This is a genomic window from Flavobacterium aureirubrum, from assembly GCF_038739835.1.
Lineage (GTDB): Bacteria > Bacteroidota > Bacteroidia > Flavobacteriales > Flavobacteriaceae > Flavobacterium > Flavobacterium aureirubrum.
This window is the reverse complement of record NZ_JBCGDO010000003.1, coordinates 41,577-64,856: the sequence shown is the minus strand read 5'-3', so window position 1 is coordinate 64,856 and position 23,280 is coordinate 41,577. Positions and strand designations below refer to the sequence as shown.

Below are 23,280 nucleotides of genomic sequence, written 5' to 3'. Positions count from 1 at the left end.
TAGTTTGTTTAGTGGTCACAGGTTATGAATGGGCTTTATCTGTAGACCGCTTTTTTAACTTCTTTTTACCATTTTTGCCGAGAGGAACATGTCTGTAGTTTTCGATAAATTTTTTAGTGAAAAACACTTTTTTTTCTTTAAAATCAAGCGTTTCTTCATATAGGAAAACAGTATCATTTTTTTCTACATCAACTATTTGAGGAATGATATCGTTAATTAATTTATAATCATTTTCAGTAGCGATTTGAGAAAAGACAGTATTAGAAAATAGTGTAAACACAATTAAAGTTATTATTGATTTCATAGCGTTTATAAAGAAGTTTTACAAAAAGAAATTGCCATTTGAAAATAGTAGCATTAAAGATTAATTAATTGAAAGGACAATGTTACAACATTGTGTATTGTCAAAAAAGGGGGATTCCCGCAATTCGTGTTGCGGGAATCCCCCTTTTTTTAGTTTTTAAAAAGGTAGTTACGGTTTTTTTACCGCAGAGGTCACGAAGAAGGCGCTAAGGACGCGAAGGGTTTTGAGGTGTTTTTTTTTACCACGAAGGTCACGAAGAAGGCGCGATGGACGCGAAGGGTTTTGAGATGTTTTTTTAACCACGAAGGTCACGAAGAAGGCGCTAAGGACGCGAGGGGGTTTTGAGATGTTTTTTTTACCACGAAGGTCACGAAGAAGGCGCTAAGGACGCGGAGGATTTTGAGGTGTTTTTTTTTATCACAAATGTCACGAAGAAGGCGCTAAGGACGCGGAGGATTTTGAGATGTTTTTTTTACCACGAAGGTCACGAAGAAGGCGCTAAGGACGCGAAGGGTTTTGAGATATTTTTTTAACCACGAAGGTCACGAAGAAGGCGCTAAGGACGCGGAGGATTTTGAGGTGTTTTTTTTTACCACAAAGGTCACGAAGAAGGCGCTAAGGACGCGAAGGGTTTTGAGATATTTTTTTTACCGCAAAGGTCACGAAGAAGGCGCTAAGGACGCGGAGGATTTTGAGATGTTTTTTTTTACCACGAAGGTCACGAAGAAGGCGCTAAGGACGCGGAGGATTTTGAGATGTTTTTTTTACCACGAAGGTCACGAAGAAGGCGCGATGGACGCGAAGGGTTTTGAGATGTTTTTTTTTACCGCAAAGGTCACGAAGAAGGCGCGATGGACGCGAAGGGTTTTGAGATATTTTTTTTACTGCAAAGGTCACGAAGAAGGCGCTAAGGACGCGGAGGATTTTGAGATGTTTTTTTTTACCACAAAGGTCACGAAGAAGGCGCTAAGGACGCGAAGGGTTTTGAGATATTTTTTTTACCGCAAAGGTCACGAAGAAGGCGCTAAGGACGCGGAGGATTTTGAGGTGTTTTTTTTTACCACGAAGGTCACGAAGAAGGCGCTAAGGACGCGGAGGATTTTGAGATGTTTTTTTTTACCGCAGAGGTCACGAAGAAGGCGCTAAGGACGCGAAGGGTTTTGAGATATTTTTTTAACCACGAAGGTCACGAAGAAGGCGCTAAGGACGCGAAGGGTTTTGAGGTGTTTTTTTTTACCACAAAGGTCACGAAGAAGGCGCGATGGACGCGAAGGGTTTTGAGATGTTTTTTTTTACCACAAAGGTCACGAAGAAGGCGCTAAGGACGCGAAGGGTTTTGATAAGGGCTGCTTGGATTACTGCAAATTTATTAGCGTGTAAACCTTCTGCCTTTCCAGGAAAAACTACCGAATAACGAGTAAATACCCACCAAACTGCTGTAGAAAGGATAGATCATACTTGAAGCTAGAGGCAAAATCCATTTTCCTTTAAGCAAATAGGTATTGGTTTTGAAGAGTAAGGCATAATCAACACCATATTTGGCTAAAAATAGTAGGAGAAGGATTTTCCAATTGAACAAGGGAAAAGGGAAAAGGGAAAAGGCAATAGCTATTGAGAGGTTCATTAGTAATACAACAATGGCTAAAAATTTTGCATAATTGCTGTTATACCCTGAGGTTTTGCTTGCCCAACGCACGCGTTGCATAAAAAGGTGGAACAGATCGTTTTCGGGTTTTGTTTTTACGATGAAATTCGGATTTTTTAAATAATGGATTTTATCCAAATGATTTTTTGTTGCTTTTTGTAACAAAAAAACATCGTCGCCACTTGCTATTTTGTTGTTTCCGTTGAAACCGTCAAGCGCACGAAATAGTTTTTTGGTGTAAGCAAAATTGGCACCGTTGCACATAAACGGTTTTCCGATGCCAAAACTCCCAATAGTTGTGCCTTGTAAACTCAATAAATCGAGCTGTTGGAATTGATGGAACCAGTTGTTTTTGGTTTTATAAACAACGGCACCAACAATCATTTCAACCTCATTATTTTGAATATAGTTATCCAAAGTGAGCAGCCAGTTTTTATTGACGGTGCAATCGGCATCGGTGGTGATAATCCAATCGTGTTTTGCGATGGGCATTGCTCTACCGATGGCATCTTTTTTTGGGGAATTAGACAGTCGGAGATTTTCTAGAAGTGTGGTATCGAGGTATTCATGTTCTAAACGCCATTTTATGCAAACACGTTCGGAAGTATCGGTAGAAAAATCGTCAACTAGTATGACTTCGATTAATTTATAGGGATAATTCAGTTTAGAAAAAGACTGTAAAAGTTTGGGTAGATTTTTTTCTTCGTTTCGAAAAGGAACTATGATGGTGAAAGCTGTTTTGGGAGAGACATCGGTTCTTTTAAATGATTTTACTTTATCATAACCCAAAATTAATTGGATAATGAAAACACTGTAGACTACTACAATCAAGCAGAGAAAAATTGGGATTAATTCCATTTTGGTTTAAATTTTAAGACAAAATAACTTCCGATAACAACAGGCAACACCACATTCAAAAACCACATTAAGGTTGAAATGAAAACGACAATCCATTCGTTAACCTCTAATTTTCCGAAGAAAAAAACGGCTACACTTCCTTTTACTGCAAAGTCCAAAAATTGAAAACTGGGTAAAGACGATGCCAAAAAATATACCGTTGCAATGGTTGCCATCATGGTTAGATAGTGTAAATCTACATCAAAAGCGAGAAATAAAAAATAGTATTGGTGCGAAAAAACTAAGTAGCGCGCAAGAGCCAGTATATTGTTTTTGGTGTGAATTTCTTTGGGTATTTCATTTAACTTCACCAAAAGTTTTTCGATGGAATAACCTTTTATTTTCACTTTTTTTGAGAGAAAAGAAAATAGAATAAAGAAAATAGACAGGCCAACAATAGCTAAAGCCCAGTGCCAATACCCAAGAATAAAAAGTCCAATAGTTCCAAAAACGATAGTGAAGAACATTTGAATTCCGTTGCAGATGAGGTTGAGAAAGATGATTTTTTTTGTTTTCTTTTTGTCGAAATAAAGTGCTTTTCCGGCGTATTCACCCAAGCCATTAGGAGTGAAAATTCCGGCAGTTAAGGCGCCAAGCACTTGCTTTGTAGATTCGCCAACGGTAATAGGTTTTATGTAACTAACCAGATTTTGCCATTTTAGAATTTCCAGATACCGATTGGCAATACTAAAGGAAAGCAAGAATAGAATTCCTAAAATGGATTGTTTTTCTTCGACCAAAGCGATAAACTTTTCCCAATCTAATTGGTCATTGTGGGCTAATTGATCGTAGATGAAATAAAAAGCACCAAGAACAATCAAAAGTTTGATTAGAAAAACGCCGAATTGTTTAGCTTTGTGAGGAATTGAAATCATTGTTGCAAAATAACGAAAATAAAAATTGGCAAACGAACGCATCATATTAGGAATTGACCCAGGAACCACCATTATGGGTTTTGGGTTAATTAAAGTAGTCAACAAAAAAATGGAATTCATTCAGTTGAACGAATTGCAACTATCCAAATATGACAATCATTACCAACGATTAAAATTGATTTTTGAAAGAACCATTGAACTTATCGACACGCACCATCCCGATGAAATTGCGATTGAAGCACCGTTTTTTGGTAAGAATGTGCAATCGATGTTGAAACTAGGAAGAGCACAAGGCGTGGCAATGGCAGCTGGACTTTCAAGAGATATTCCCATTACTGAATATGAACCTAAGAAAATAAAAATGGCAATCACCGGAAACGGAAATGCTAGTAAAGAACAAGTGGCAAAAATGCTGCAACAACTTCTCGGTTTGAAAACATTACCTAAAAATCTCGACAGCACTGATGGTTTGGCAGCTGCCGTTTGTCATTTTTTCAACTCTGGGAAAACCGTTGGGGAAAAAAGTTATACGGGTTGGGATGCTTTTGTGAAACAGAATGAAAGTAGAGTAAAAAAATAGTTTGCAGTGCTCAGTTTTTAGTGTTCAGTTAAAAATATACTTATGAGATTTCAAGATTTATTAGCTTATAAAAAAGGATTTGATTTAGCAATGGAAGTTTTTGCAATTACAAAATATTTCCCAAAGGAAGAAACTTATTCTTTGACAGATCAAATAAGAAGAAGTTCAAGAAGCGTTACAATAACTATTGCAGAAGCATATAGAAAAAGAGAATATCCAAAATATTTTCACAGTAAACTGACTGATGCTGATGCTGAATATTCAGAAACGCAGGGTTGGCTAGAATACGCCTTTGCATGTAAATAAATTTCTGAAGAGACATTTAATTATTTAACAGAAAAATCAAACGAAGTCGGAAAGTTAATAAACTACATGATTTTAAATCCTGAAAAATTTGGTGTCAAAAAGGAGTAATGATTACAGAAATGTCTACTGAACACTAAAAACTGAACACTGAGCACTTTCTAATGAGCGGCATCTACATCCATATTCCCTTTTGCAAACAAGCTTGTCATTATTGTGACTTTCATTTTTCGACTTCATTGAAAAAGAAAGACGAAATGGTTTTGGCATTGGCAAAAGAGATTGAATTGCGAAAGGATGAATGTGCTGAAGTTATTGAGACAATTTATTTTGGTGGTGGAACGCCTTCGATATTGTCGATTTCTGATATTAGATTTTTGATTGATGAAGTGTATCGAAGTTATAAAGTAATTGAGTGTCCTGAGATTACAATTGAAGCCAATCCGGATGATTTATCAAATGAACAAATTATAGCGCTATCAAAAAGTAAAGTAAATAGATTGAGCATTGGCGTTCAGTCATTTTTTGAAGATGATTTGAAACTCATGAATCGTGCGCATAATGCTGATGAAGCCAAAAAATGTTTGGAATTTGCTACCCAGTATTTCGACAATATTTCTATTGATTTGATATATGGTATGCCGAATATGAGCAATGAAAAATGGTTGAAAAACATCGAAACCGCTTTGTCTTTCAATATTCCACACATTTCCAGTTATGCTTTGACAGTTGAACCTAAAACGGCTTTGAAGAAATTAATAGCAACCGGAAAAATCGACGAACCAAAGGACGAAGTAGCTCAAGAACATTTTCAAATTTTGGTTGACAAACTATCCGAAAATGGATTTATTCATTACGAATTATCCAATTTTGGGAAGTCAACTTATTTTTCTAAAAACAATTCCGCTTATTGGTTGGGCAAAAAATACATTGGAATTGGACCATCAGCGCATAGTTTTGATGGTGTTTCCAGAAGTTGGAATATTTCTAATAATTCAATTTATATAAAATCAATAGCTGAAAATAAATTGCCATCCGAGACGGAAATTTTATCCAAAAATGATTGCTATAACGAATATGTTATGACGGGTTTGCGAACCATTTGGGGAATTTCTTTGGATAGAATTGAAAACGAATTTGGAACTGATTTTCTAGAATATCTTTTGAAACAATCCGAAAAATTTATTGCAGATGATTTACTTTATTTTGATGAAAAGATTTTAAAAGCAACCCAAAAGGGAAAATTTCTTTGCGACGGAATAGCAAGTGACTTGTTTTTGTTAAATTTGGAAAAATAACCACTAAGAACACGAAGAAGGCACAAAGAAACACTAAGCTTTGTGAACTTAGTGAAAACCTTGTGACCTTTGTGGTTAACTTTATGATAGCAACAATAAACAACTTCCAAATCGACTTATCAAAACCAATTGATATTTCCATTCCATTAACCAATACGGATGAAAACCCAATTGCGTGGTATCTAGAAAAACCAGTAATTGAACCAGTAAAATTTGGTTCCGAAGGTTCGGAATGGATTGGAAAAGTTTCGGAAGGAAGTTCGACCAATTTTAACAATATCTTCTTCAATCCGCATGGACATGGAACGCACACCGAATGCGTTGGACATATTACACGAGGGTTTTATTCGATTAATCAATGTTTGAAACAGTTTTTCTTTACGGCTGAATTGATTTCGGTTGAGCCAAAAACTATAGGTGAAGATTTGGTAATTGCGTTGGAATGCATCTCGACTACGCTCGATGTGACAAAAAATTGTCAAGCTTTAATAATCAGAACGCTACCAAATCTTGAAGAGAAAAAACATAAAAATTATTCACATACCAATCCGCCATATCTTTCAGAAGAAGCTGCGATTTTCATTCGAGAAATCGGAATAAAACATCTTTTAATTGATTTACCGAGTGTTGATAGAGAAGAAGATGAAGGCAAATTATTGGCACACAAAGCTTTTTGGAATGTGAAAGATGTCAATAATCTTAATGACGATGCACGTTTGGATTGCACTATTACCGAAATGATTTTTGTTCCCAATGAAATTCTAGATGGAAGTTATTTGTTAAACATTCAAATTGCTTCGTTTGAAAATGATGCAAGTCCGAGTAAACCGATTTTGTATAAAATAGAATAAAAATGAACATCCAACAACTCTATGAATACTGTCTTTCTAAAAAAGGGGTAACCGAACATTTTCCGTTTGATGAAGATACTTTAGTGTTTAAAGTAGCCGGAAAAATGTTTTGTTTGGCCTCGCTAAAAGATTGGGAAAATGGCAATCCATCTGTAAATCTAAAATGTGATCCAAATTATGCGATAGAACTTCGAGAAAAATTTGAAAGCGTTACGCCAGGATATCATTCCAATAAAAAGCATTGGAACACTGTTTTTGTAAACAAAGAAGTTGATGATAAAAAAATTATTCATTTTATCAATCATTCCTACGAATTGGTCGTGGCCGGTTTGCCAAAAAAAGAACGAGAAGCGTTTAAAAATGAGATTTAGGTATTACTTTTGCGAAACAATTATATAGAAACAACAAGAATCGAAAGATTCTGAAATAAATTCAGAATAAATGATTGATAATTTAAAGAAAATATTAAACGAAGATCAAGATCCAAAAGCCATCGAGAAGATAATTTCGAAACTTGATAATCTATTGATGTCTAATGAAGAAATAGGATACATTGCAGTACAAAAAAAACCTGCCGTAACTATTTTACCCGATAGTATTGTGGTAACCAATAAGCGAATTATTCTTTGCAAACCAAAAAATCTAGGATTATCCATGGAATTTGTTGATTATGATTGGGATGATGTTGCAGCAAGTTTTGTAAAAGAAGGAATTTTGGGTGCGGAATTTACGTTTTCTACCAAGTCTGATTTAACGCATACGGTAGATTATTTACCAAAAAATCAAGCCCGAAAGTTATATACTTTTGCCAAAGAGCAATTGGATTTATTGAAAAATCCGGTTGTGAATTCACCAATAATTGACGAACCAAAAGCTGTTGAAACTCCTGTTGAAATTATTGAAGAAGCAGAAGCTATCGAAGAAGTTCAAGCGGAAGAAGTAACCAATTTTGCAGAAATTATTCCTGTTTCTGGCTACAGAGATGAAAAGCAATTTCCTGATGACAAAAATGGTTTATCAGATCTATCGCAAGAAGCACTTTTTTCTAAACTTCAAAACTATAAAAAATTGTTAGACAACGGATTAATTCTTCAAGGCGAGTATGATAAGTTGAAAGCTGAGATTATAAAATATATGTAAAAGTGTATTTTTCTTTAAAATTAACCCTGTCAGAGTTTCAAACTCTGACAGGGTTTTTTCTATGTACTTATGCAATTAAACTACATTGATTTCTTTTGTTTTTCTACAAAACCATCGGCTTGAAGTTTCAATAATTCGGTTGCGCCTTTTTTCTTGTAATTGTACAATTCCTTGTCGTCTTTGATATCAGCGTACACTTTATCATAGATTTCAGCATCGGTTTTTCGTTGCAAGTCACTTTGATAACGATTTTGAGCTATTGCGTTTTTAATGCCCATTTCGCCATCTTCTTGTTTGAAATCATATTCACCTTTTGGCGATAATAATTTGGCAATAATAGGCGAAGTTTCTATTGCTAAAAATAACAACATAATAAAGAAGGATGGCAACCAAGGCAATTTGTTCAAAGCATTAATTCGCGCCATTAATCCGTCGAAACCATCAATAATAGGTTGGGTTTCGGTTACTTTTTTGTCTAGGTCAGCTTGTAGCGTTTTGGCTTTAACTTCCAAATCGGCAATTTTTGTTTGATTAGTTGTTTTCAAAGTGGCTAAATCTTGCAAAGCCGCATCGTGTTTTTCGCGTTTTTCTTTATAAACTGGACCTTTTCCTAACTTTTTGGTTCCGGCTGTTCCTTCAGCTTCGGTGATATAAGTTGAGTATAAATCGTTTACTTCTTTTTCTTTTTTGGTAATATCGCTTTTCAAACTATCTATTTGTGCTTTGTTTTTATCCAAATCACTTTGAAAGTAATTGGCAACTTGCTTTTTATTTGCCAAAGCCATTTCGTTTTTTTCTTTTAATAAAACGGTATTGATTTCTTTTTCAAAAATTTTGATTTCCAAAGGTTTTGAAATTACTACAGCAATGATTATTGCCAAAATAATTCGCGGCGAAGCTTGAATAAATTCGTCTAGAAAATTATCTCTTTTTTTGATAGTCGATACGATAAATCGGTCGAGATTGAAGATTAAAAATCCCCAAACTAAACCAAAAGCAATAGCAATATAAACGTTGTCAAAAACGGTAAATAAAGCATAAGAAGCGGCGATAAACGCCATAACAGCAGTGAAGAAAACTGTGGCCCCAATTCCGGCATATTTGTTTTGTTCGCCGTTGGAACAACCGTTCACAATGTCAGTATCGACACCAGAACAAAGAAGAAAAAAACGTTTTAACATGATTGATTGATTTTTGATTAATGATAACAATACAATTATAACGCCAAAAAATAGGTAATGTTGTAAGTTGATGGAAATTAGTTTAGTTAGCTACTAATTTGTCGCTTGTTTTACAAGAAAAATCCGCTTATTACAGCGGATTATTTAACCTCAATTTCTGAAAGTTGAATACCACTTTCATAATATTTTAACTTTATTAGCTTTCCTTTTTCGTCAAATACTTTCCATTCGTCGTGGTAGAACCAATGTGTTTCATCTTCTTTAATCTCTAATTTTGTGTTGCCTTCGAGACTCTTTTTTCCGTTGGGATAATAATAAATAACATGGCAAATTGTGCCTTTGTATTTTTCGGTCTTGTAGATTTTTTTGTTTTTAAAAATTTTCCACGTTTTAACTTCATTGCCTTTTTTATATTTCTCTACAATTTTAAGGACATCGTTATTTACTGTGTCTGTTAATATCCATTTACCTTCTTTTAATCCATTAACCGTTTGGTTGGTTTTACAACCAGAAAGCATTAAAATAATGATAGAAAAGAAAATGATTTTGAAATTCATTTGTTTTTATTGTATTGAAATAGGCAAACTATACATAGTCCGAACTGGTTTCTCTTTTACCTTTCCTGGTGTCCATTTTGGGGATTCTTTTAAAACTCGTATTGCTTCATCTCCAGTGCCGTAACCCATATCTCGAAGCGTTTTAATGTTAGACAAACTGCCATCTTTTTCGATAATAAATTGAACAAAAACTCTGCCTTTTAATTTGTTTTTTGTCACTTGTTCAGGAACTTTATAACTGGAACCAATATATTTATAAAAGGCTTCAAAACCACCATTGAAACTTGGTTTTTCTGTTAAGTCAATACTAGTATAAACTTTAGTTGTATCTTGAAAAGCTATATTTTCTTTATCATTTTCTTTCTTTTCTTTATTTTTCTGTACTCTATCAAAATTTGAAATTCTCATTTTTAGAGTATCTCCTTTGAATTTTAAATGACTATTTTTTAAATTTTTATCAAAATATTTTTTTGTGTACAGTGCATATTGGTATTCTTGAGGGAAACGTTTTGATCTAGCATTTTTGTGAACAAAACTGTAGGTATAATAGTTAAAATCGGTTCGTTTGTATTTCTTGATTTCCTCTTTAGAACTTACTTTTTCGTTAATCCAAACTGCCATGTTTTGGGTTTTCATTTTTTCAAATAATGCTGCAGGAAGTTCTTTTTCACTTATACTTTTTGGAATCCAGTTTAAATACCTTCTTTTCTCTTCTAATGTTAAATCCTCGTACATTTTATTGATTTCTAAATCGTATCGATTATCTATTAAAATAATACGAACTCCTGAGTAGTATTTGTCTCTTTTTTTGTCATCAATAGTAGAATCGCTTAATTCAATACCAGAAACTTCAACTGCTGTTGTGGCTTTTTCTATTGTTTTTTCTTGCGCTACAACTTCAATACAGAAAAAGTAAATTAATCCGGCAAGAATTGGAATAATTGCAACTTTTTTTAATAGTGCCATTTTTCGCGAAGTGTTTTTCGTCATCATGAGTAGTCGTTTTTTGGTTACTAAATAATTCAAATTACTGGCCAAGTAAATCGTTTGAACGTTGTTGCTTTTTTGCAAAAGTAAATTTTGGTAGAATAGAACATTGTTATAAGTTTTAACAATGGCTTCATCGGCAAGGAATTCGTGATTGAGTTGAATAGCTTTCTTGTAATAATAAAACAACGGATTGAACCAAAATATAACTTTGAGAATTTCGATAAACAAAATGTCTAACGTATGTTTTTGCGTTACATGAACCAATTCGTGGGCGTATAATTCGTCTTCAATGCTACTTTTATTATAATCATCGAAATTGATGAAAATTGAGTTTAAAAATGTGTGAGGAAGTATTCTTTCTTCTATTAAAACTAGTTTGGCACTTTGATAGTTTACCGATGGATTTGACCTTGCTTTCGAAATAAGTTTCCAGATATTTTTACCAAATCTTACTAAAAGTAGCATGCTAATTATTCCGTACAAACTCCATAAAACGTTGGGCATGTAAACTGTTTTTTCTTCAATATAGGTTTCTGTTGATGGAATAATGAAGGGTTCGTCGACAATAGTGTCAAAATGCTGTACAGCCGGAACAATTTTGATAATTTCAAATGTCAAAAATGGAATCGCAAATGAAATTATAATCGAACCCAATAGGTAAAATCTATTGAAGTTGTGCATTTTTTCTTTTTCTAAAAGCAAATAATAGGCAGCTAGAAAAATGCTCAAACAAACCGATGATGTTATTATGAAGTTTATCATTTTTTCTTTTTTTGAAGTTGAACATCAATAATTTTTTTAAGTTCTTCCAGTTCTTTTTCCGAAAGATTAGTTTCGGTTGTAAAAAAGGAAGCAAACTGTGATGCTGAATTGTCGAAGAAATTTTTAATTAAACCGTTCACGTGTTTCGAGAAATAATCCGATTTTTTGACTAATGGATAATATTCTCGTGAATTTCCAAACTCGTTGTAAGCCACAAATTTTTTATCAATCATTCGTTTTAAAAGTGTGGCAACGGTTGTTGTTGCAGGTTTTGGTTCTGGAAATGCTTCTAGCAAATCTTTCATGAAAGCTTTTTCAAGTTTCCATAAATGTTCCATTAGTTGTTCTTCAGAATTGGATAATTGCATTTCTACATTTTTAGAATTAACTCTACAAATGTAGAATTAATTTTTCATTCTACAAGTGTAGAATGAAAATTTAACATTTATTTCCTTTTGGTTGGGTTTGCGTTAGGGATTGCAGTGGAAATCCTTTTCCTTTTTTGTTTAAAAAGGGAAAGATTGTAACGTAAAGCCCGACCTTGTTGCTTAGGAAATTTTCAAATTATAGACAAAACGTTCTGCAACAAGGTAACGCCCAAAAGAAAAATCCGTTTACTCAGTAAAGAATAAACGGATTGAAATTTTAACCCTGTCAGAGTTTATCCCGAGACTTCGGGACTGACAGGGTTTAGTGTAGAAAATTTACTTACTCAACTCCACAAAATATTTATAAAACAAAGGAATAGTTTCAATTCCTTTTAAGTAATTGAAAATCCCAAAATGCTCGTTTGGTGAGTGAATGGCGTCGCTGTCGAGACCAAATCCCATCAAAATAGTTTTTGATTTCAACTCTTTTTCGAATAAAGCTACAATTGGAATACTTCCGCCAGAACGAACAGGAATAGCCTGAACACCAAAGGTTTCAGTATACGCTTTGTTAGCGGCTTTGTAGCCAATACTGTCGATTGGAGTAACATAACCTTGTCCGCCATGATGCGGTTTTACTGTTACTTTCACTGATTTTGGCGCAATACTTTCAAAGTGATTTTTAAACAATTCGGTGATTTCTTCCCAATCTTGATTTGGAACTAAGCGCATGGATATTTTTGCAAAAGCTTTACTGGCAATTACGGTTTTGGCACCTTCGCCAGTATAACCACCCCAAATTCCGTTTACATCCAGCGTTGGACGAATGGAGTTTCTTTCGTTGGTTGAATAACCTGTTTCGCCATGAACGTCGGCGATGTCTAATGCTTTTTTATAATTTTCTAAAACAAAAGGAGCTTTGGCCATTTCGGCTCTTTCAGCGGTAGAAAGTTCTTCGACTTTGTCATAAAAGCCAGGAATAGTAATGTGATTGTTTTCGTCGTGAAGTGACGCAATCATTTTGGTCAACACATTTATTGGATTGGCAACTGCGCCGCCATACAATCCAGAATGTAAATCGCGATTTGGACCTGTAACTTCAACTTCTACATAGCTTAAACCACGCAAACCTGTCGTAATCGAAGGTTGTTGGTTTGAAATCATTCCGGTGTCAGATATTAAGATGACGTCACAAGCTAATTTTTCTTGGTTGCGTTCTACAAACCAACTTAACGATTTTGAACCCACTTCTTCTTCGCCTTCAATCATGAATTTTACGTTGCAAGGCAAACAATCGCTGGCAATCATATATTCAAAAGCTTTCACATGCATGTACATTTGACCTTTGTCATCGCATGCGCCACGAGCAAAAATAGCTCCATCAGGGTGAATTTCGGTAGTTTTTATTACAGGTTCAAATGGTGGTGAAGTCCATAATTCCATTGGATCTGGTGGTTGAACGTCATAATGGCCATAAACCAAAACTGTGGGTAAAGATGCGTCGATGATATGTTCGCCAAAAACAATTGGATAACCTGGCGTTTCGCAAATTTCTATGTGTTTGCATCCTGCTTTATCCAAACTTGCTTTTACAGCTTCAGCCGTATTGATAACATCTTGAGCATAAGCGCTGTCTGCGCTTACCGAGGGAATTTTTAATAATTCAATTAATTCGTTTATAAATCGTTCTTTGTTTTCTTGAACGTAGTTTTTTATATTATCCATTATTTAGTTTGTAATTTATTGATTCAAAATTACTAAAAAAGACTTTTAAAAAAATTCATAATTCATAATTTATAATTCATTTTAATCTTTATATTTGCATTCACAATTTTTGCGGATATGGTGAAATTGGTAGACATGCCAGACTTAGGATCTGGTGCCGCAAGGCGTGTAGGTTCGAGTCCTATTATCCGCACAAAAGTTATATTTTAAATCCCTTTAGTCAACTGATTAAAGGGATTTTTGTTTTACTCTTTTCTTAATTTTAAACAAACGGTTGTTTATTTTGAATGTATGCGTCTTTATAATTGAGTAAACTGCAATTGAAGAAAGAGTTACTTTTTCACAACTTTGCTAAAATTCTCTTCAAATCATTTTAGTGGTTTTTTTACTGAAAATTTTTCATGAATTCTATTGTAAGTCTGTCAGTATGACATCTTTCAGTTTTTCAAGTATGCCTTTTTTTCTTTCATATAACTATGGCCTTTTTTTTGTAAATTGTAAAATGTTTAACTTTAAATTTTATGTATTATGGACTTAATTAAAAGAAACAACAATTTAATTTTTCCATCATTTTTAGATGAGATTTTTAGAGCAGACTGGAATGGCGGAACTCAAGATTTTAAGAGCACATTACCAGCGGTAAACATTAAAGAAAATGATGTGAACTTTACGGTAGAGGTTTACGCACCTGGATTTAAAAAAGAAGATTTAAAAGTAGAAATCAGCCAAAAAACATTGAGTATTTCTTCTGAAAAAGAGTATGACAATGAAACAAATCGGGAACACTACTCACGAAAAGAATATTCTTCAAATTCGTTTAAAAGAGTATTTAATCTTCCCGAGACTGTAAATGTTGATGCGGTGCAAGCTAATTATGAAAACGGTGTTTTGAATATATCGCTACCGAAACGGGAAGAAGCGTTACCAAAACCTAAAAGGTTGATTGAAATTACTTAATCGTTATCGGTACACTAATTTTAAAGCTTTCAAATTTTTGAAAGCTTTTTTTTATACTAAATTTAAAGAGTTACGCAATTAGTTGTTACACTTTCTGTTGAATTTATTTTTTCCTAATTAGATTAAGCATTATCTACACATGAAGTTACTTTATCCAGTAAAAATTACTGTTTATCGTTTAAATTTTTAATTTCACTTTTGAGGCTGTACATTCGTTCGCTATCTCATAGAAATATCTAATGAAGAACAAATCACTTGGAATTCTAATTTTAACACTGCTAGGTTATTTTCTAATTTTGCTATCCATTTTTTTCTTATACCAAGGAATAAGTTCAACGCGTGATGAAGTCGCGGAAACCAAAAAAGAACTTGAAAAAGCCAAAAAGAAAATAGAAAGTCTTAACAACCAAATAGTTCAAAAAAAGAATTTACCTATTAAAGCGACAAGTGTAGTTTTTCCAAAGTCTGATGAGTTTGCTGCGATGCTAGGTAAAAATATTCCGTTAATTGAAATCACTGATTTAGATTTATCCAACAAAAAGAGAAAAAGTAAAAAATCAGGTAAGTTATTGACTTATCAATTTCGATTTTATCTTTTTAATGTTGGGAAGAATTCGCTGAAAGATGTAATTGTGTCCGTTAAAGATATTTACAATGATCCTAGAAAAATTGAAATGAAAAGCCGAACTATAGGTAATGTGGAAGATGAAAGTGTGGCAACTAATGATTTAGAAATTGGAACATTTGAAAATTTTAATATCAATACTTTGAACTTAAAATCGCGGCGATTGGTTTATGCTAGCACCATGACTACAGAATATGGTGCTGATGGATATATTTTTAATGTAATTGTAGAATGGAAATGTGGTTTTTATCAAATTCAGGTCAAGATTAATAAAGTTAATGGCAAGCTCAATTATGTTTATGAGTATTATGATAGTAACGGAAAGCCAATTGATTTCGACAAATTGAAAAATGGCATAGTGAAATAATGTGTCCGTTTATAACCGTCAGCTAATTTTTGGTTGATAATGTGTTTACATATTATGATTATCACTTGCGAAACCTTTTTAAAATTGCTATATTTTTACAACATAATCAATTAATTACAGTATTTGTTCTACTGAAAGATAAACCTTATGATAACTGCGTTTTTAGCATTTTTTGGATTTGTATTACTAGCATTATCAGTTTACCTTCTTTATAAAAATGAGAATAGTAATGTGCCAGCTTCGAAGTTAAAAGAATTAGACGAAGCAATAAAACAAATTGAAGTACTTCATGCCGAAATTGTGGAAAGAGATAGAGTGGTTGAAGTTGCCGAGCAAAATATCAGAAAATTAAAATCGGCACCAATAGGTTTAACAACAGGGCAAAATTTACCAATTATTGAAATTGTCAATAATGATTTAAGCGAAGATACTGCCATGGATGAAGGTGATAAAAAAGTCCATAGATTAATGTATCATCATCAAATTCGATTTTCGTTGCTAAATGCCGGTAAAAGCTCTTTAAAAGATGTTATTTTTTCCATAAAAGATGATTACAATAGTAATAAAGAAAAGAATAAAAAATCGAAAGCAAAGGCAAGCGTTGACTATCTGGGTAAAAAAGTAGATAACGAAGAAATAGGTGCTTATCAAAATATTGAGGTAAATGTTCTCAATTTAAAATCAAAAAAATTGCTTTACACCAGTAATTTACCTGGTAGTTTTGGTATAGGAAAGTATCAATATCACATTATTGTTGAATGGAGTCAGGGTTTCTACCAAATGTTTTTAAAAATAGAAGAACTTGACGGGAAGTTAAAATACCATTATTCGTTTTATGATGTTCATGGGCACGCTATAGATTTCTCTAATTTAGAAAAGAGTATTACAGATTAAAAAAAATGCCTCTCTCCCGAAATTTCGGGAGAGAAGCATTTCTAACTTATTTTCCGGTCGCAATCCAGTTATTAATTTTCTTTTCCAATAATGCCAACGGCATAACTCCTGACTCTAAAACTTTTTGGTGAAAAATTTTGATGTCAAATTTGTTTCCCATTTTGTCTTGCGCTTTTTGACGCAACTCCACTATTTTTAACTGACCAATTTTGTATGATAATGCTTGTCCTGGCCAAGCCATGTAACGCTCAATTTCAGCAATAATACTTGACTCGCTTTCAGCTTCATTTTCTAATGAATATTTAATAGCCTGTTCGCGTGTCCAACCTTTTGAATGTATTCCAGTATCCACAACCAATCGAATAGCACGATGAATTTCATTGCCCAACATTCCAAAATATTGATAAGGATCAGTATATAATCCTAAATCTTTCCCTAAACTTTCGGTATATAATGCCCAACCTTCACCATAAGCGCCAAACCAATTGTATTTTCTAAAATCGGGTAAAGCGGCATTTTCTTGTTGCAACGAAATTTGGAAATGATGACCAGGAATGGCTTCGTGCAAAAACAAATCTTCATCACCATAATAATTATATTGTGTAACATCAGGAATAGGAACGTAGAAAGTTCCTGGTCTTGTGCCGTCTGCTGATCCTTGAACATATTCTGCACTAGCAGTTTTTTCCCTAAATGCTTCCGTTCTTTTTATAATGAAAGGAGTTTTCGGTTGTAATGAAAAAAACTTGTCCACATTAGGTTTTATAATTTCGTGAATTTTTTCAAAATTAGCTAGGACTTCTTCTGGTTTTTTAAAAGGCATTAACTCTTTTTTATTTCTTACATGATCAAAAAATTCAGTAATAGATCCTTTAAAACCTACTTGGTCTTTTACTTTTTCCATCTCAGCTCTAATTCGAGCAACTTCTTTCAACCCTAATTGGTGAATTTCATCCGGAGTTTTATCAGTTGTTGTTTGTTGTTTTACATATATTTTATATAAATCATTTCCTCCTTTTATACTTGCGATGCCACTTGTTGCTCTGCTTGCCGGAAGATATTCGGTCTTCATAAAGCTTATAAATTTCTGAAATTGTGGAATGAGTTTTTCTTCAATGGCTGTTGCATATTGTTTTGAAAATGTATTTTTTTGTTCCGCAGTAAAATCAGCGGGGAATTTTTTACAGCTAGAATAAAACAAATTATCTTCTACTTTCGCTGTGATTAATTCTTCAAATTGAGGAATGATTTTTACAGTTAACGCTTTGGGTAAAACCACTTTTTCTTTCATTCCTTTTTTCATATACACCAGCGCTGAGTCTATCCAAATGGAATACAAATCAATTCTTTTCAAGAAATTTTGATAGTCTTTCTCTGTTTTAAATGGTTGCGCACTTTCTGCACTAGCAAACTGACCCATTGTTAAATGCGTTCCGTCAAACTGATGAATGGGCATCAAATTGGCATTTTGATTTAATAATGAAATCCCAATTTCAGATTCCCATTTTATGATGTCATAACTGATCTTTTCTTCAACGCTAAGTTGTGTGGTATCAATGCTTTTTAAATCGGTTAGGTATTTTTCAAAAAAAGTTCTTCGCTTTTTCCGGTAGGAGTCAGTCATCTCAAAAACCAATTGGTCATTGTATTGTTCTTGACCATTTAGAGTCGCTTCCAATGGGCTTAATTCATTTTTACCATCAAAATAAGAATCGGTTAGTGCTTTAAAATCTTGTTCTTTTTTCTCTGATTTACAGTTAATGAAAAGCAAGGATAAAAAAATTACCAGTGAAAATTGGATTACTTTTTTCATAAATAAATTTGTTTTAGTGTTGTAAAGCTATACTATTTTTTGAACTATTGAAGATAAATTGAGAATTATCCGTGATAAACTCTTGATGCGATAATCTTCCCTTCTTTGGTTTCTAATACTTCTGCAACTAGCATATCTTCTTCATTAGCTACCTTTCGAACATATTCCATAAAAACCCTATCAGCATTAGATGTTAACGACGTCACTTTATAATGCAATGTTGGCAAACGGTCAAAAGCATCTTGCCACCAGGAACGCAATGCCTCTTTTCCCGAAACCAACCCATTAGTTTCAGGTTGGCGTATTTTTAATTTAGGACTATAATGTTGTGCATCGTCATCATATAATGACAACAATTTTTCAAGATTATGAGCATTAAACGCTTCAAACCAAAGATGTGCAATGGATAAATTTTTTTCTGTTGACATAGTTTTTTATATAAAAAATCCTCGCGTTCGAATAAACTTGAGGATTTATGGATTGTAAATATTTTGTTTTTAAACGTTTTTCAAATTGATAATTTCTTGCTCTGTTAAAAAACGCCAATTACCACGTGGTAGATTCTTTTTGGTTAAACCTGCAAAAGCAACACGGTCTATTTTTATAACATCATACTTAAAACTTTCAAAAATGGCGCGAACCACCTTCACGTTTGGAGTTCTTAATTTCAAACCAATTTCAGTTTTAGGTTCGCCTTCAACATAGGAGATTTCATCTACATAAAGCTTGTGTCCATCTAAAGTTACACCATTTGAAATTTTTTCTAAATCTTCAAATTTCAAATTTTTATCCAAGGTGACTTGGTAGATTTTTGCAGATTTTTGATTAGGTAAACTGAATTTTCTAACCATATCAGTGTCGTTAGTAAATAACAATAAACCCGTGGTGTTTTTATCCATTCTGCCAATAGGTTGTATGTTTGCTTTGGTTGCTCCACGAACTAATTCCAATACATTTCTATGATCAGCATCATCTTCATTGGAAGTAGTGAAGTTTTTAGGTTTGTTCAAAACGATGTATTCTTTGCGCTCTGGTGTTAAAACAGAACCATCAAAATTTACCACATCACCAGGTTTAACTTTGTAACCCATTTCAGTGATTACTACATTATTTACTTTCACATTTCCTGATTGGATGTAGATATCAGCATCACGACGAGAACAAACACCCGAGTTTGAAATGTATTTATTCAAACGAATATCGTCTGATTTTAACGGTTTTGAAATATTATTTTGTGCTGACTTTGGTGTTCTTGATACACGACCAGGCGCTGCAGATTTCTTTTTATCTGTTACAGTTTCTGTAGTTGGCTTCACTTTTTTTGGTCCTTGTGCTCTTTTTGCCATAGCAGGTTTTGGCTTATTAGAATTGGGTCGCGAACTATTGGGTCGTGAACTACTTCTTTTATTGTTGCCTTCCTTGTTATTCATAAATAGTGTATTAACTTTTTCATTTTGGTCATTTTGACCATGAAAGGGCAAAGATACGCATTTCTGTTGCTTTTTTTGGAGCTATTTCCAGCTATCCGCAGTATCTTTTTATTTGTCTTGCCACGGGTTTAAAACCGCGGCAAGACAAATAAAAAGGATACTTGCTTCTATCTGGGCTAAATATTGTAGCGTTTTAACTTATTTTATGATGACAGTCTCTATAACTTTTTTCCCATGGATCAGCACATCGGGTTCAATAAGGACAATGCAAAACACACCCGAAACGACAAGAAATTTTAGGATATTGTGTAGTTTTAAGTAATCAAGTTTGGAATTAGATTTCCACAACATTTGTAAAAAGAAAATTAGAACAATCAAACTAACATAGAAATAAATGTCCATATAACCTACTTCAAAAATTTCCACCAAAAAATAGATTGGGATAATTGTTGAAACGGTTAGTAAAGTGATTATTTTTTTGGAAATATTTTCGCCATACAACACTGAAATGGTTTGGTAATTATTGGCAATATCTCCTTTTATATTTTCTAAATCTTTTATCATTTCTCTAATCAAAAGCAATAAAAAGAGAAAGGTAGCGTGAGCAAAAATTTGTGGATATAAGTTTTTATAATACAATAAAATGGCAAAAAAAGGCAAAACCGCTAAAAACGAGGCAGTCAAATTTCCAACAACCACTATCTTCTTTAGTTTATGAGAGTAAAACCAAATCAAAAAGATATACACCGAAAAAAACAAAACGGCTCTAAAGGACACAAAAAAAGCTAACAGAAAAACAATAAAGTTAATACTAAAATAAACTTGAAGCTTGGTTTTTTGTCGCACCAATCGGTCCAATTGTGACTTGTTGGGACGATTAATAAGGTCTTTTTTGCTATCATAAAAATTGTTGATGATATAACCAGAGGCAATTGTTAAGCTAGAAGCAACAACAAGAATAAAAAGATTGAAATCTAAAACAACGTCAAGGGCTCTTTTGTTGGGAGAAAAAATAAAAACGGCCGAAAGATACTGAGCCAGTGCAATAATGGGAATGTTATAACCACGAACAACAGAAAACATACTGAAGATTTTCAGTAACAATAGTTTAGTTTTTCGGTTGGTCATTTTAGGGAATTAAAATTGGTAAACCACTTCTAATTCATAGTCTTTCAACGATTTTTTTGCTTTTTCTAAATCTTCGGTGAAACCAAGAATATAACCGCCACCACCAGAACCGCAAAGTTTTAAGTAATAATCGTTAGTGTCAATTCCTTGTTGCCAAATGCCATGAAATTGCTCAGGAATCATAGGTTTGAAATTATTCAAAACTACTTTAGATAATTGTTTCGTATTGGCAAATAACGATTTCATATCGCCACCCAAGAAACTTTCCACACAAGCATCAGTATATTTTATAAACTGCGATTTTAGCATGTTTCGGAAACCTTCTTCTTTTAGTTTTTCCATAAAAATGTTTACCATTGGAGCAGTTTCTCCCACAATACCTGAGTCTATTAAAAACACAGCACCCTTTCCAGTGGCACTTTGAGATGGAATTCCGGTTGCTTCAATATTATCTTTTGAATTAATAAGAATTGGAATGCTCAAATAACTGTTTAATGGGTCAAGGCCCGAACTTTTTCCGTGGAAAAAAGATTCCATTTGAGAGAAAATAATTTTTAATTGTAACAGTTTTTCACGAGTTAAATTTTCTAAAACCGTGATTTTATCATTAGCATATTTATCATAAATAGCAGCTACCAAAGCACCACTACTTCCAACACCATAGCCTTGTGGAATACTCGAGTCGAAATACATGCCACGTTCTACATCAGTTTTTAAAACTTCCATATTGAAAGTGGCCAACTCGGGTTGGTCTTTTTGCAATTGTTCCAAATAAGTAACAAACCGTTTCAAACTGGCATTGGATTCAATGGCAGCTGAAGAAGGATTTTCGTCGACTTTCAAAGCGCCGTTGTAAAAATTGTAAGGAATTGATAAACCTTTGGAATCTTTGATAATTCCATATTCTCCAAAGAGAAGAATTTTCGAGTAAAATAATGGTCCTTTCATATTTATTTAATGGATAATTAACAATTGATAATTGATAATTATTTTGTTTTTGAAGTATTAATTATACTAGTAAGCAATTTTAATATTTCTATTGTTTTTGGTTTAATCTTTTGAAATTCAACTTCCGTTAAATAATTAGTTTCAAATAGTAAATCTAACCAATATTCTGTTTCGTTTGCTTCTTTTAATGAAATAGATAATTTATGAATAAAATCAGCCTTACTTTGTGCATGTTCAGATTCTCTAACATTTGCTCCAATTGATGTTCCTGAACGTAATAATTGCTTTGATAAAACATATTCTTTTCTCTCGACTAAAACTTTGTAAAGAGAAACAATTTCGATGGCAAACAAAAAAGATTTTTCTTTGATAACATTCTCTCTCGCCATTCATTTTTTAAATTATCAATTATCAATTATCAATTATCAATTATCAATTATCAATTATCAATTATCAATTATCAATTATCAATTATCAATTATCAATTATCAATTATCAATTATCAATTATCAATTATCAATTATCAATTGACTCCCATTTCCAATTGTGTCACAAATATAGTTACCATTTTGACAATAGCCAACTAATTCGTCCTTAATAAATTGCAACACTGTTTCTCTAACGTTTTCGGGATACAAAACATGTACGTTTGCTCCTGCATCCAATGTAAAACAAACAGGAATTTTCGTTTCGCTTCTGAATTTCCTTATTTTGTTAATGATTTCCAATGTATTGGGTTTCATCAGTATAAAATAGGGAAGTGATGTCATCATCATAGCATGCAAAGTCAGCGCTTCACTTTCAACAATCGTTATAAATGCTTCCAGATTACCAGTTTCTAAAACAGATTTTATTTTGGATAAGTTTTCGTGAGCTTGCGCAAATCGTTGTGCTGCAAATGGATGATTGTGCATCAAATCATGGCCAACCGTACTCGAAACTTGTTTTTCGCCTTTATCTACTAGCAAAATCGTGTCTTGATAATTTTTAAAATTAGCATGAATTTGCCCCGAAAATTCCACCCCAAATAAATCGGAACTTCCATTTATTGCTGCATGTTTGCCCCAAACTACAACACTTCCTTTCACACTTCTACACGCACTTCCCGAACCCAATCGTGCTAAGAAAGAAGCTTTCTGATAAAAAAATGCTGCGGTAATTTTTGGGTTCAAAGCTTTTTCCAAACTCATAATATTCATGGCCAATGCCGCTATGCCTGAAGCCGATGACGCAATGCCAGAACTATGCGGAAAAGTATTTTCGGTAGCAATGATAAAATGATATTCGGTTAAATAAGGACAATATTTTTCGATGCGCTCAAAGAATTTTTGAATTTTTGGCTTAAAATCTTCTTTGGGTTTTCCTTCGAATAGCAAATCAAATGAAAATTTCTCTTTTGTGGCGCCAATCGTAATCGTGCTATTTTTTTTAACAAATGAGAGTTTGGTGATTGTTTTACAGTTATTCAATGTAAAACTAATCGAAGGGTTGGCTGGAACTTGGTTTTCTTTTTTCCCCCAATATTTTACTAAAGCAATATTACTTGGTGCACTCCATTGAAAATCACCTGCATCAATTGTATTGGCTGCGCTGGTAAATACAAAATCCTTTTCGGTTACCATAAATTCTAAATTTCAGCAAA

General features: G+C 33.4%; 23 protein-coding genes, 1 tRNA gene and 1 pseudogene. 10 read left to right on the top strand and 15 right to left on the bottom strand.

All coding sequences use genetic code 11. The features are described from left to right. Nucleotides 1–22 precede the first annotated feature (22 nt). The 3 genes from WFZ85_RS03650 to WFZ85_RS03640 all read right to left on the bottom strand — a co-directional run bounded on the left by WFZ85_RS03650 (nt 23) and on the right by WFZ85_RS03640 (nt 3,721). Nucleotides 23–304 carry a hypothetical protein gene (locus WFZ85_RS03650; protein ID WP_342694928.1) on the bottom strand — a complete coding sequence of 94 codons (282 nt, stop codon included), beginning with the start codon at nt 302–304 and terminating at the stop codon, nt 23–25. Nucleotides 305–1,673: 1,369 nt separating this feature from the next. Further along, nucleotides 1,674–2,807, bottom strand: a complete 1,134-nt coding sequence (locus tag WFZ85_RS03645) for a glycosyltransferase family 2 protein (protein ID WP_342694927.1) — start codon at nt 2,805–2,807, stop codon at nt 1,674–1,676. Next, nucleotides 2,798–3,721 (bottom strand): hypothetical protein, encoded by a 924-nt coding sequence (locus WFZ85_RS03640; protein ID WP_342695074.1) that lies wholly within the window; start codon nt 3,719–3,721, stop codon nt 2,798–2,800. The genes WFZ85_RS03645 and WFZ85_RS03640 overlap by 10 nt, the downstream gene beginning before the upstream one ends. Before the next feature lie 25 nt (nt 3,722–3,746). On the opposite strand from WFZ85_RS03640, the gene ruvC reads away from it, so the two are divergent. The 6 genes and pseudogenes from ruvC (at nt 3,747) to WFZ85_RS03610 (ending at nt 7,893) form a co-directional block, all read left to right on the top strand. Further along, nucleotides 3,747–4,301, top strand: coding sequence for a crossover junction endodeoxyribonuclease RuvC (gene ruvC, locus WFZ85_RS03635; RefSeq protein ID WP_342694926.1), 555 nt, complete (start codon nt 3,747–3,749; stop codon nt 4,299–4,301). A 42-nt stretch (nt 4,302–4,343) separates the two neighbouring features. Further along, nucleotides 4,344–4,715, top strand: a pseudogene (locus tag WFZ85_RS03630) (four helix bundle protein). A gap of 53 nt (nt 4,716–4,768) precedes the next feature. After that, a complete protein-coding gene (gene hemW / locus WFZ85_RS03625) occupies nt 4,769–5,902 on the top strand; it encodes a radical SAM family heme chaperone HemW (RefSeq protein ID WP_342694925.1) in 1,134 nt (377 codons plus the stop codon). Nucleotides 5,903–5,985: 83 nt separating this feature from the next. Continuing rightward, a complete protein-coding gene (locus tag WFZ85_RS03620; protein WP_342694924.1) occupies nt 5,986–6,753 on the top strand; it encodes a cyclase family protein in 768 nt (255 codons plus the stop codon). A gap of 2 nt (nt 6,754–6,755) precedes the next feature. Then, nucleotides 6,756–7,124, top strand: a complete 369-nt coding sequence (locus WFZ85_RS03615) for an MmcQ/YjbR family DNA-binding protein (RefSeq protein WP_342694923.1) — start codon at nt 6,756–6,758, stop codon at nt 7,122–7,124. A 70-nt stretch (nt 7,125–7,194) separates the two neighbouring features. Beyond that, nucleotides 7,195–7,893: a PH domain-containing protein gene (locus WFZ85_RS03610; protein WP_342694922.1), complete on the top strand. Its 699-nt coding sequence runs from the start codon at nt 7,195–7,197 to the stop codon at nt 7,891–7,893. Between the two features lie 80 nt (nt 7,894–7,973). Here the strand turns inward: WFZ85_RS03610 and WFZ85_RS03605 are convergent, their stop codons facing one another. The 5 genes from WFZ85_RS03605 to WFZ85_RS03585 form a co-directional block, all read right to left on the bottom strand. Continuing rightward, nucleotides 7,974–9,074, bottom strand: coding sequence for a DUF4407 domain-containing protein (locus WFZ85_RS03605; protein WP_342694921.1), 1,101 nt, complete (start codon nt 9,072–9,074; stop codon nt 7,974–7,976). 140 nt (nt 9,075–9,214) lie between these two features. After that, nucleotides 9,215–9,631, bottom strand: a complete 417-nt coding sequence (locus WFZ85_RS03600) for a hypothetical protein (RefSeq protein WP_342694920.1) — start codon at nt 9,629–9,631, stop codon at nt 9,215–9,217. A 6-nt stretch (nt 9,632–9,637) separates the two neighbouring features. Then, on the bottom strand, nt 9,638–11,383 hold the full coding sequence (locus WFZ85_RS03595) for a M56 family metallopeptidase (RefSeq protein ID WP_342694919.1): 1,746 nt from the start codon (nt 11,381–11,383) through the stop codon (nt 9,638–9,640). Next, nucleotides 11,380–11,751 carry a BlaI/MecI/CopY family transcriptional regulator gene (locus WFZ85_RS03590; protein ID WP_342694918.1) on the bottom strand — a complete coding sequence of 124 codons (372 nt, stop codon included), beginning with the start codon at nt 11,749–11,751 and terminating at the stop codon, nt 11,380–11,382. Before WFZ85_RS03590 ends, WFZ85_RS03595 begins: the two co-directional genes overlap by 4 nt. A 336-nt stretch (nt 11,752–12,087) precedes the next feature. Beyond that, nucleotides 12,088–13,476, bottom strand: a complete 1,389-nt coding sequence (locus WFZ85_RS03585) for a dipeptidase (protein ID WP_342694917.1) — start codon at nt 13,474–13,476, stop codon at nt 12,088–12,090. 111 nt (nt 13,477–13,587) lie between these two features. Between WFZ85_RS03585 and WFZ85_RS03580 the strand changes: the two genes are divergently transcribed. The 4 genes from WFZ85_RS03580 to WFZ85_RS03565 all read left to right on the top strand — a co-directional run bounded on the left by WFZ85_RS03580 (nt 13,588) and on the right by WFZ85_RS03565 (nt 16,319). Next, nucleotides 13,588–13,669, top strand: a tRNA-Leu gene (locus WFZ85_RS03580). A gap of 335 nt (nt 13,670–14,004) precedes the next feature. Then, nucleotides 14,005–14,433, top strand: a complete 429-nt coding sequence (locus WFZ85_RS03575; protein WP_342694916.1) for an Hsp20/alpha crystallin family protein — start codon at nt 14,005–14,007, stop codon at nt 14,431–14,433. A gap of 239 nt (nt 14,434–14,672) precedes the next feature. Then, complete coding sequence (locus WFZ85_RS03570; protein WP_342694915.1) at nt 14,673–15,425, top strand: hypothetical protein; 753 nt, start codon at nt 14,673–14,675, stop codon at nt 15,423–15,425. Between the two features lie 147 nt (nt 15,426–15,572). Beyond that, nucleotides 15,573–16,319 carry a hypothetical protein gene (locus WFZ85_RS03565; RefSeq protein ID WP_342694914.1) on the top strand — a complete coding sequence of 249 codons (747 nt, stop codon included), beginning with the start codon at nt 15,573–15,575 and terminating at the stop codon, nt 16,317–16,319. A gap of 46 nt (nt 16,320–16,365) precedes the next feature. Here the strand turns inward: WFZ85_RS03565 and WFZ85_RS03560 are convergent, their stop codons facing one another. The 7 genes from WFZ85_RS03560 to WFZ85_RS03530 all read right to left on the bottom strand — a co-directional run bounded on the left by WFZ85_RS03560 (nt 16,366) and on the right by WFZ85_RS03530 (nt 23,260). Further along, nucleotides 16,366–18,132 carry a DUF885 domain-containing protein gene (locus WFZ85_RS03560; RefSeq protein WP_342694913.1) on the bottom strand — a complete coding sequence of 589 codons (1,767 nt, stop codon included), beginning with the start codon at nt 18,130–18,132 and terminating at the stop codon, nt 16,366–16,368. Between the two features lie 65 nt (nt 18,133–18,197). After that, on the bottom strand, nt 18,198–18,560 hold the full coding sequence (locus WFZ85_RS03555; RefSeq protein WP_342694912.1) for a nuclear transport factor 2 family protein: 363 nt from the start codon (nt 18,558–18,560) through the stop codon (nt 18,198–18,200). Nucleotides 18,561–18,629: 69 nt separating this feature from the next. Beyond that, a complete protein-coding gene (locus WFZ85_RS03550) occupies nt 18,630–19,562 on the bottom strand; it encodes a pseudouridine synthase (RefSeq protein ID WP_342694911.1) in 933 nt (310 codons plus the stop codon). A gap of 198 nt (nt 19,563–19,760) precedes the next feature. Further along, nucleotides 19,761–20,690: a geranylgeranylglycerol-phosphate geranylgeranyltransferase gene (locus WFZ85_RS03545; protein WP_342694910.1), complete on the bottom strand. Its 930-nt coding sequence runs from the start codon at nt 20,688–20,690 to the stop codon at nt 19,761–19,763. A 9-nt stretch (nt 20,691–20,699) separates the two neighbouring features. Next, entirely contained in the window at nt 20,700–21,638 is a 939-nt protein-coding gene (locus WFZ85_RS03540; protein WP_342694909.1) for a mevalonate kinase family protein, read from the bottom strand. A gap of 38 nt (nt 21,639–21,676) precedes the next feature. Next, nucleotides 21,677–22,027, bottom strand: coding sequence for a four helix bundle protein (locus WFZ85_RS03535; protein WP_342694908.1), 351 nt, complete (start codon nt 22,025–22,027; stop codon nt 21,677–21,679). 120 nt (nt 22,028–22,147) lie between these two features. After that, nucleotides 22,148–23,260 (bottom strand): diphosphomevalonate decarboxylase, encoded by a 1,113-nt coding sequence (locus WFZ85_RS03530; RefSeq protein ID WP_342694907.1) that lies wholly within the window; start codon nt 23,258–23,260, stop codon nt 22,148–22,150. Nucleotides 23,261–23,280: the final 20 nt, after the last annotated feature.

Excerpts from the sequence above, each read along its gene's own strand:
- WFZ85_RS03650 (WP_342694928.1), bottom strand. The coding sequence starts at position 304 with ATGAAATCAATAATAACTTTAATTGTGTTTACACTATTTTCTAATACT.
- WFZ85_RS03645 (WP_342694927.1), bottom strand. The coding sequence starts at position 2,807 with ATGGAATTAATCCCAATTTTTCTCTGCTTGATTGTAGTAGTCTACAGT.
- WFZ85_RS03640 (WP_342695074.1), bottom strand. The coding sequence starts at position 3,721 with ATGATTTCAATTCCTCACAAAGCTAAACAATTCGGCGTTTTTCTAATC.
- hemW (WP_342694925.1), top strand. The coding sequence starts at position 4,769 with ATGAGCGGCATCTACATCCATATTCCCTTTTGCAAACAAGCTTGTCAT.
- WFZ85_RS03620 (WP_342694924.1), top strand. The coding sequence starts at position 5,986 with ATGATAGCAACAATAAACAACTTCCAAATCGACTTATCAAAACCAATT.
- WFZ85_RS03615 (WP_342694923.1), top strand. The coding sequence starts at position 6,756 with ATGAACATCCAACAACTCTATGAATACTGTCTTTCTAAAAAAGGGGTA.
- WFZ85_RS03610 (WP_342694922.1), top strand. The coding sequence starts at position 7,195 with ATGATTGATAATTTAAAGAAAATATTAAACGAAGATCAAGATCCAAAA.
- WFZ85_RS03605 (WP_342694921.1), bottom strand. The coding sequence starts at position 9,074 with ATGTTAAAACGTTTTTTTCTTCTTTGTTCTGGTGTCGATACTGACATT.
- WFZ85_RS03600 (WP_342694920.1), bottom strand. The coding sequence starts at position 9,631 with ATGAATTTCAAAATCATTTTCTTTTCTATCATTATTTTAATGCTTTCT.
- WFZ85_RS03595 (WP_342694919.1), bottom strand. The coding sequence starts at position 11,383 with ATGATAAACTTCATAATAACATCATCGGTTTGTTTGAGCATTTTTCTA.
- WFZ85_RS03590 (WP_342694918.1), bottom strand. The coding sequence starts at position 11,751 with ATGCAATTATCCAATTCTGAAGAACAACTAATGGAACATTTATGGAAA.
- WFZ85_RS03585 (WP_342694917.1), bottom strand. The coding sequence starts at position 13,476 with ATGGATAATATAAAAAACTACGTTCAAGAAAACAAAGAACGATTTATA.
- WFZ85_RS03575 (WP_342694916.1), top strand. The coding sequence starts at position 14,005 with ATGGACTTAATTAAAAGAAACAACAATTTAATTTTTCCATCATTTTTA.
- WFZ85_RS03570 (WP_342694915.1), top strand. The coding sequence starts at position 14,673 with ATGAAGAACAAATCACTTGGAATTCTAATTTTAACACTGCTAGGTTAT.
- WFZ85_RS03565 (WP_342694914.1), top strand. The coding sequence starts at position 15,573 with ATGATAACTGCGTTTTTAGCATTTTTTGGATTTGTATTACTAGCATTA.
- WFZ85_RS03560 (WP_342694913.1), bottom strand. The coding sequence starts at position 18,132 with ATGAAAAAAGTAATCCAATTTTCACTGGTAATTTTTTTATCCTTGCTT.
- WFZ85_RS03555 (WP_342694912.1), bottom strand. The coding sequence starts at position 18,560 with ATGTCAACAGAAAAAAATTTATCCATTGCACATCTTTGGTTTGAAGCG.
- WFZ85_RS03550 (WP_342694911.1), bottom strand. The coding sequence starts at position 19,562 with ATGAATAACAAGGAAGGCAACAATAAAAGAAGTAGTTCACGACCCAAT.
- WFZ85_RS03545 (WP_342694910.1), bottom strand. The coding sequence starts at position 20,690 with ATGACCAACCGAAAAACTAAACTATTGTTACTGAAAATCTTCAGTATG.
- WFZ85_RS03540 (WP_342694909.1), bottom strand. The coding sequence starts at position 21,638 with ATGAAAGGACCATTATTTTACTCGAAAATTCTTCTCTTTGGAGAATAT.
- WFZ85_RS03535 (WP_342694908.1), bottom strand. The coding sequence starts at position 22,027 with ATGGCGAGAGAGAATGTTATCAAAGAAAAATCTTTTTTGTTTGCCATC.
- WFZ85_RS03530 (WP_342694907.1), bottom strand. The coding sequence starts at position 23,260 with ATGGTAACCGAAAAGGATTTTGTATTTACCAGCGCAGCCAATACAATT.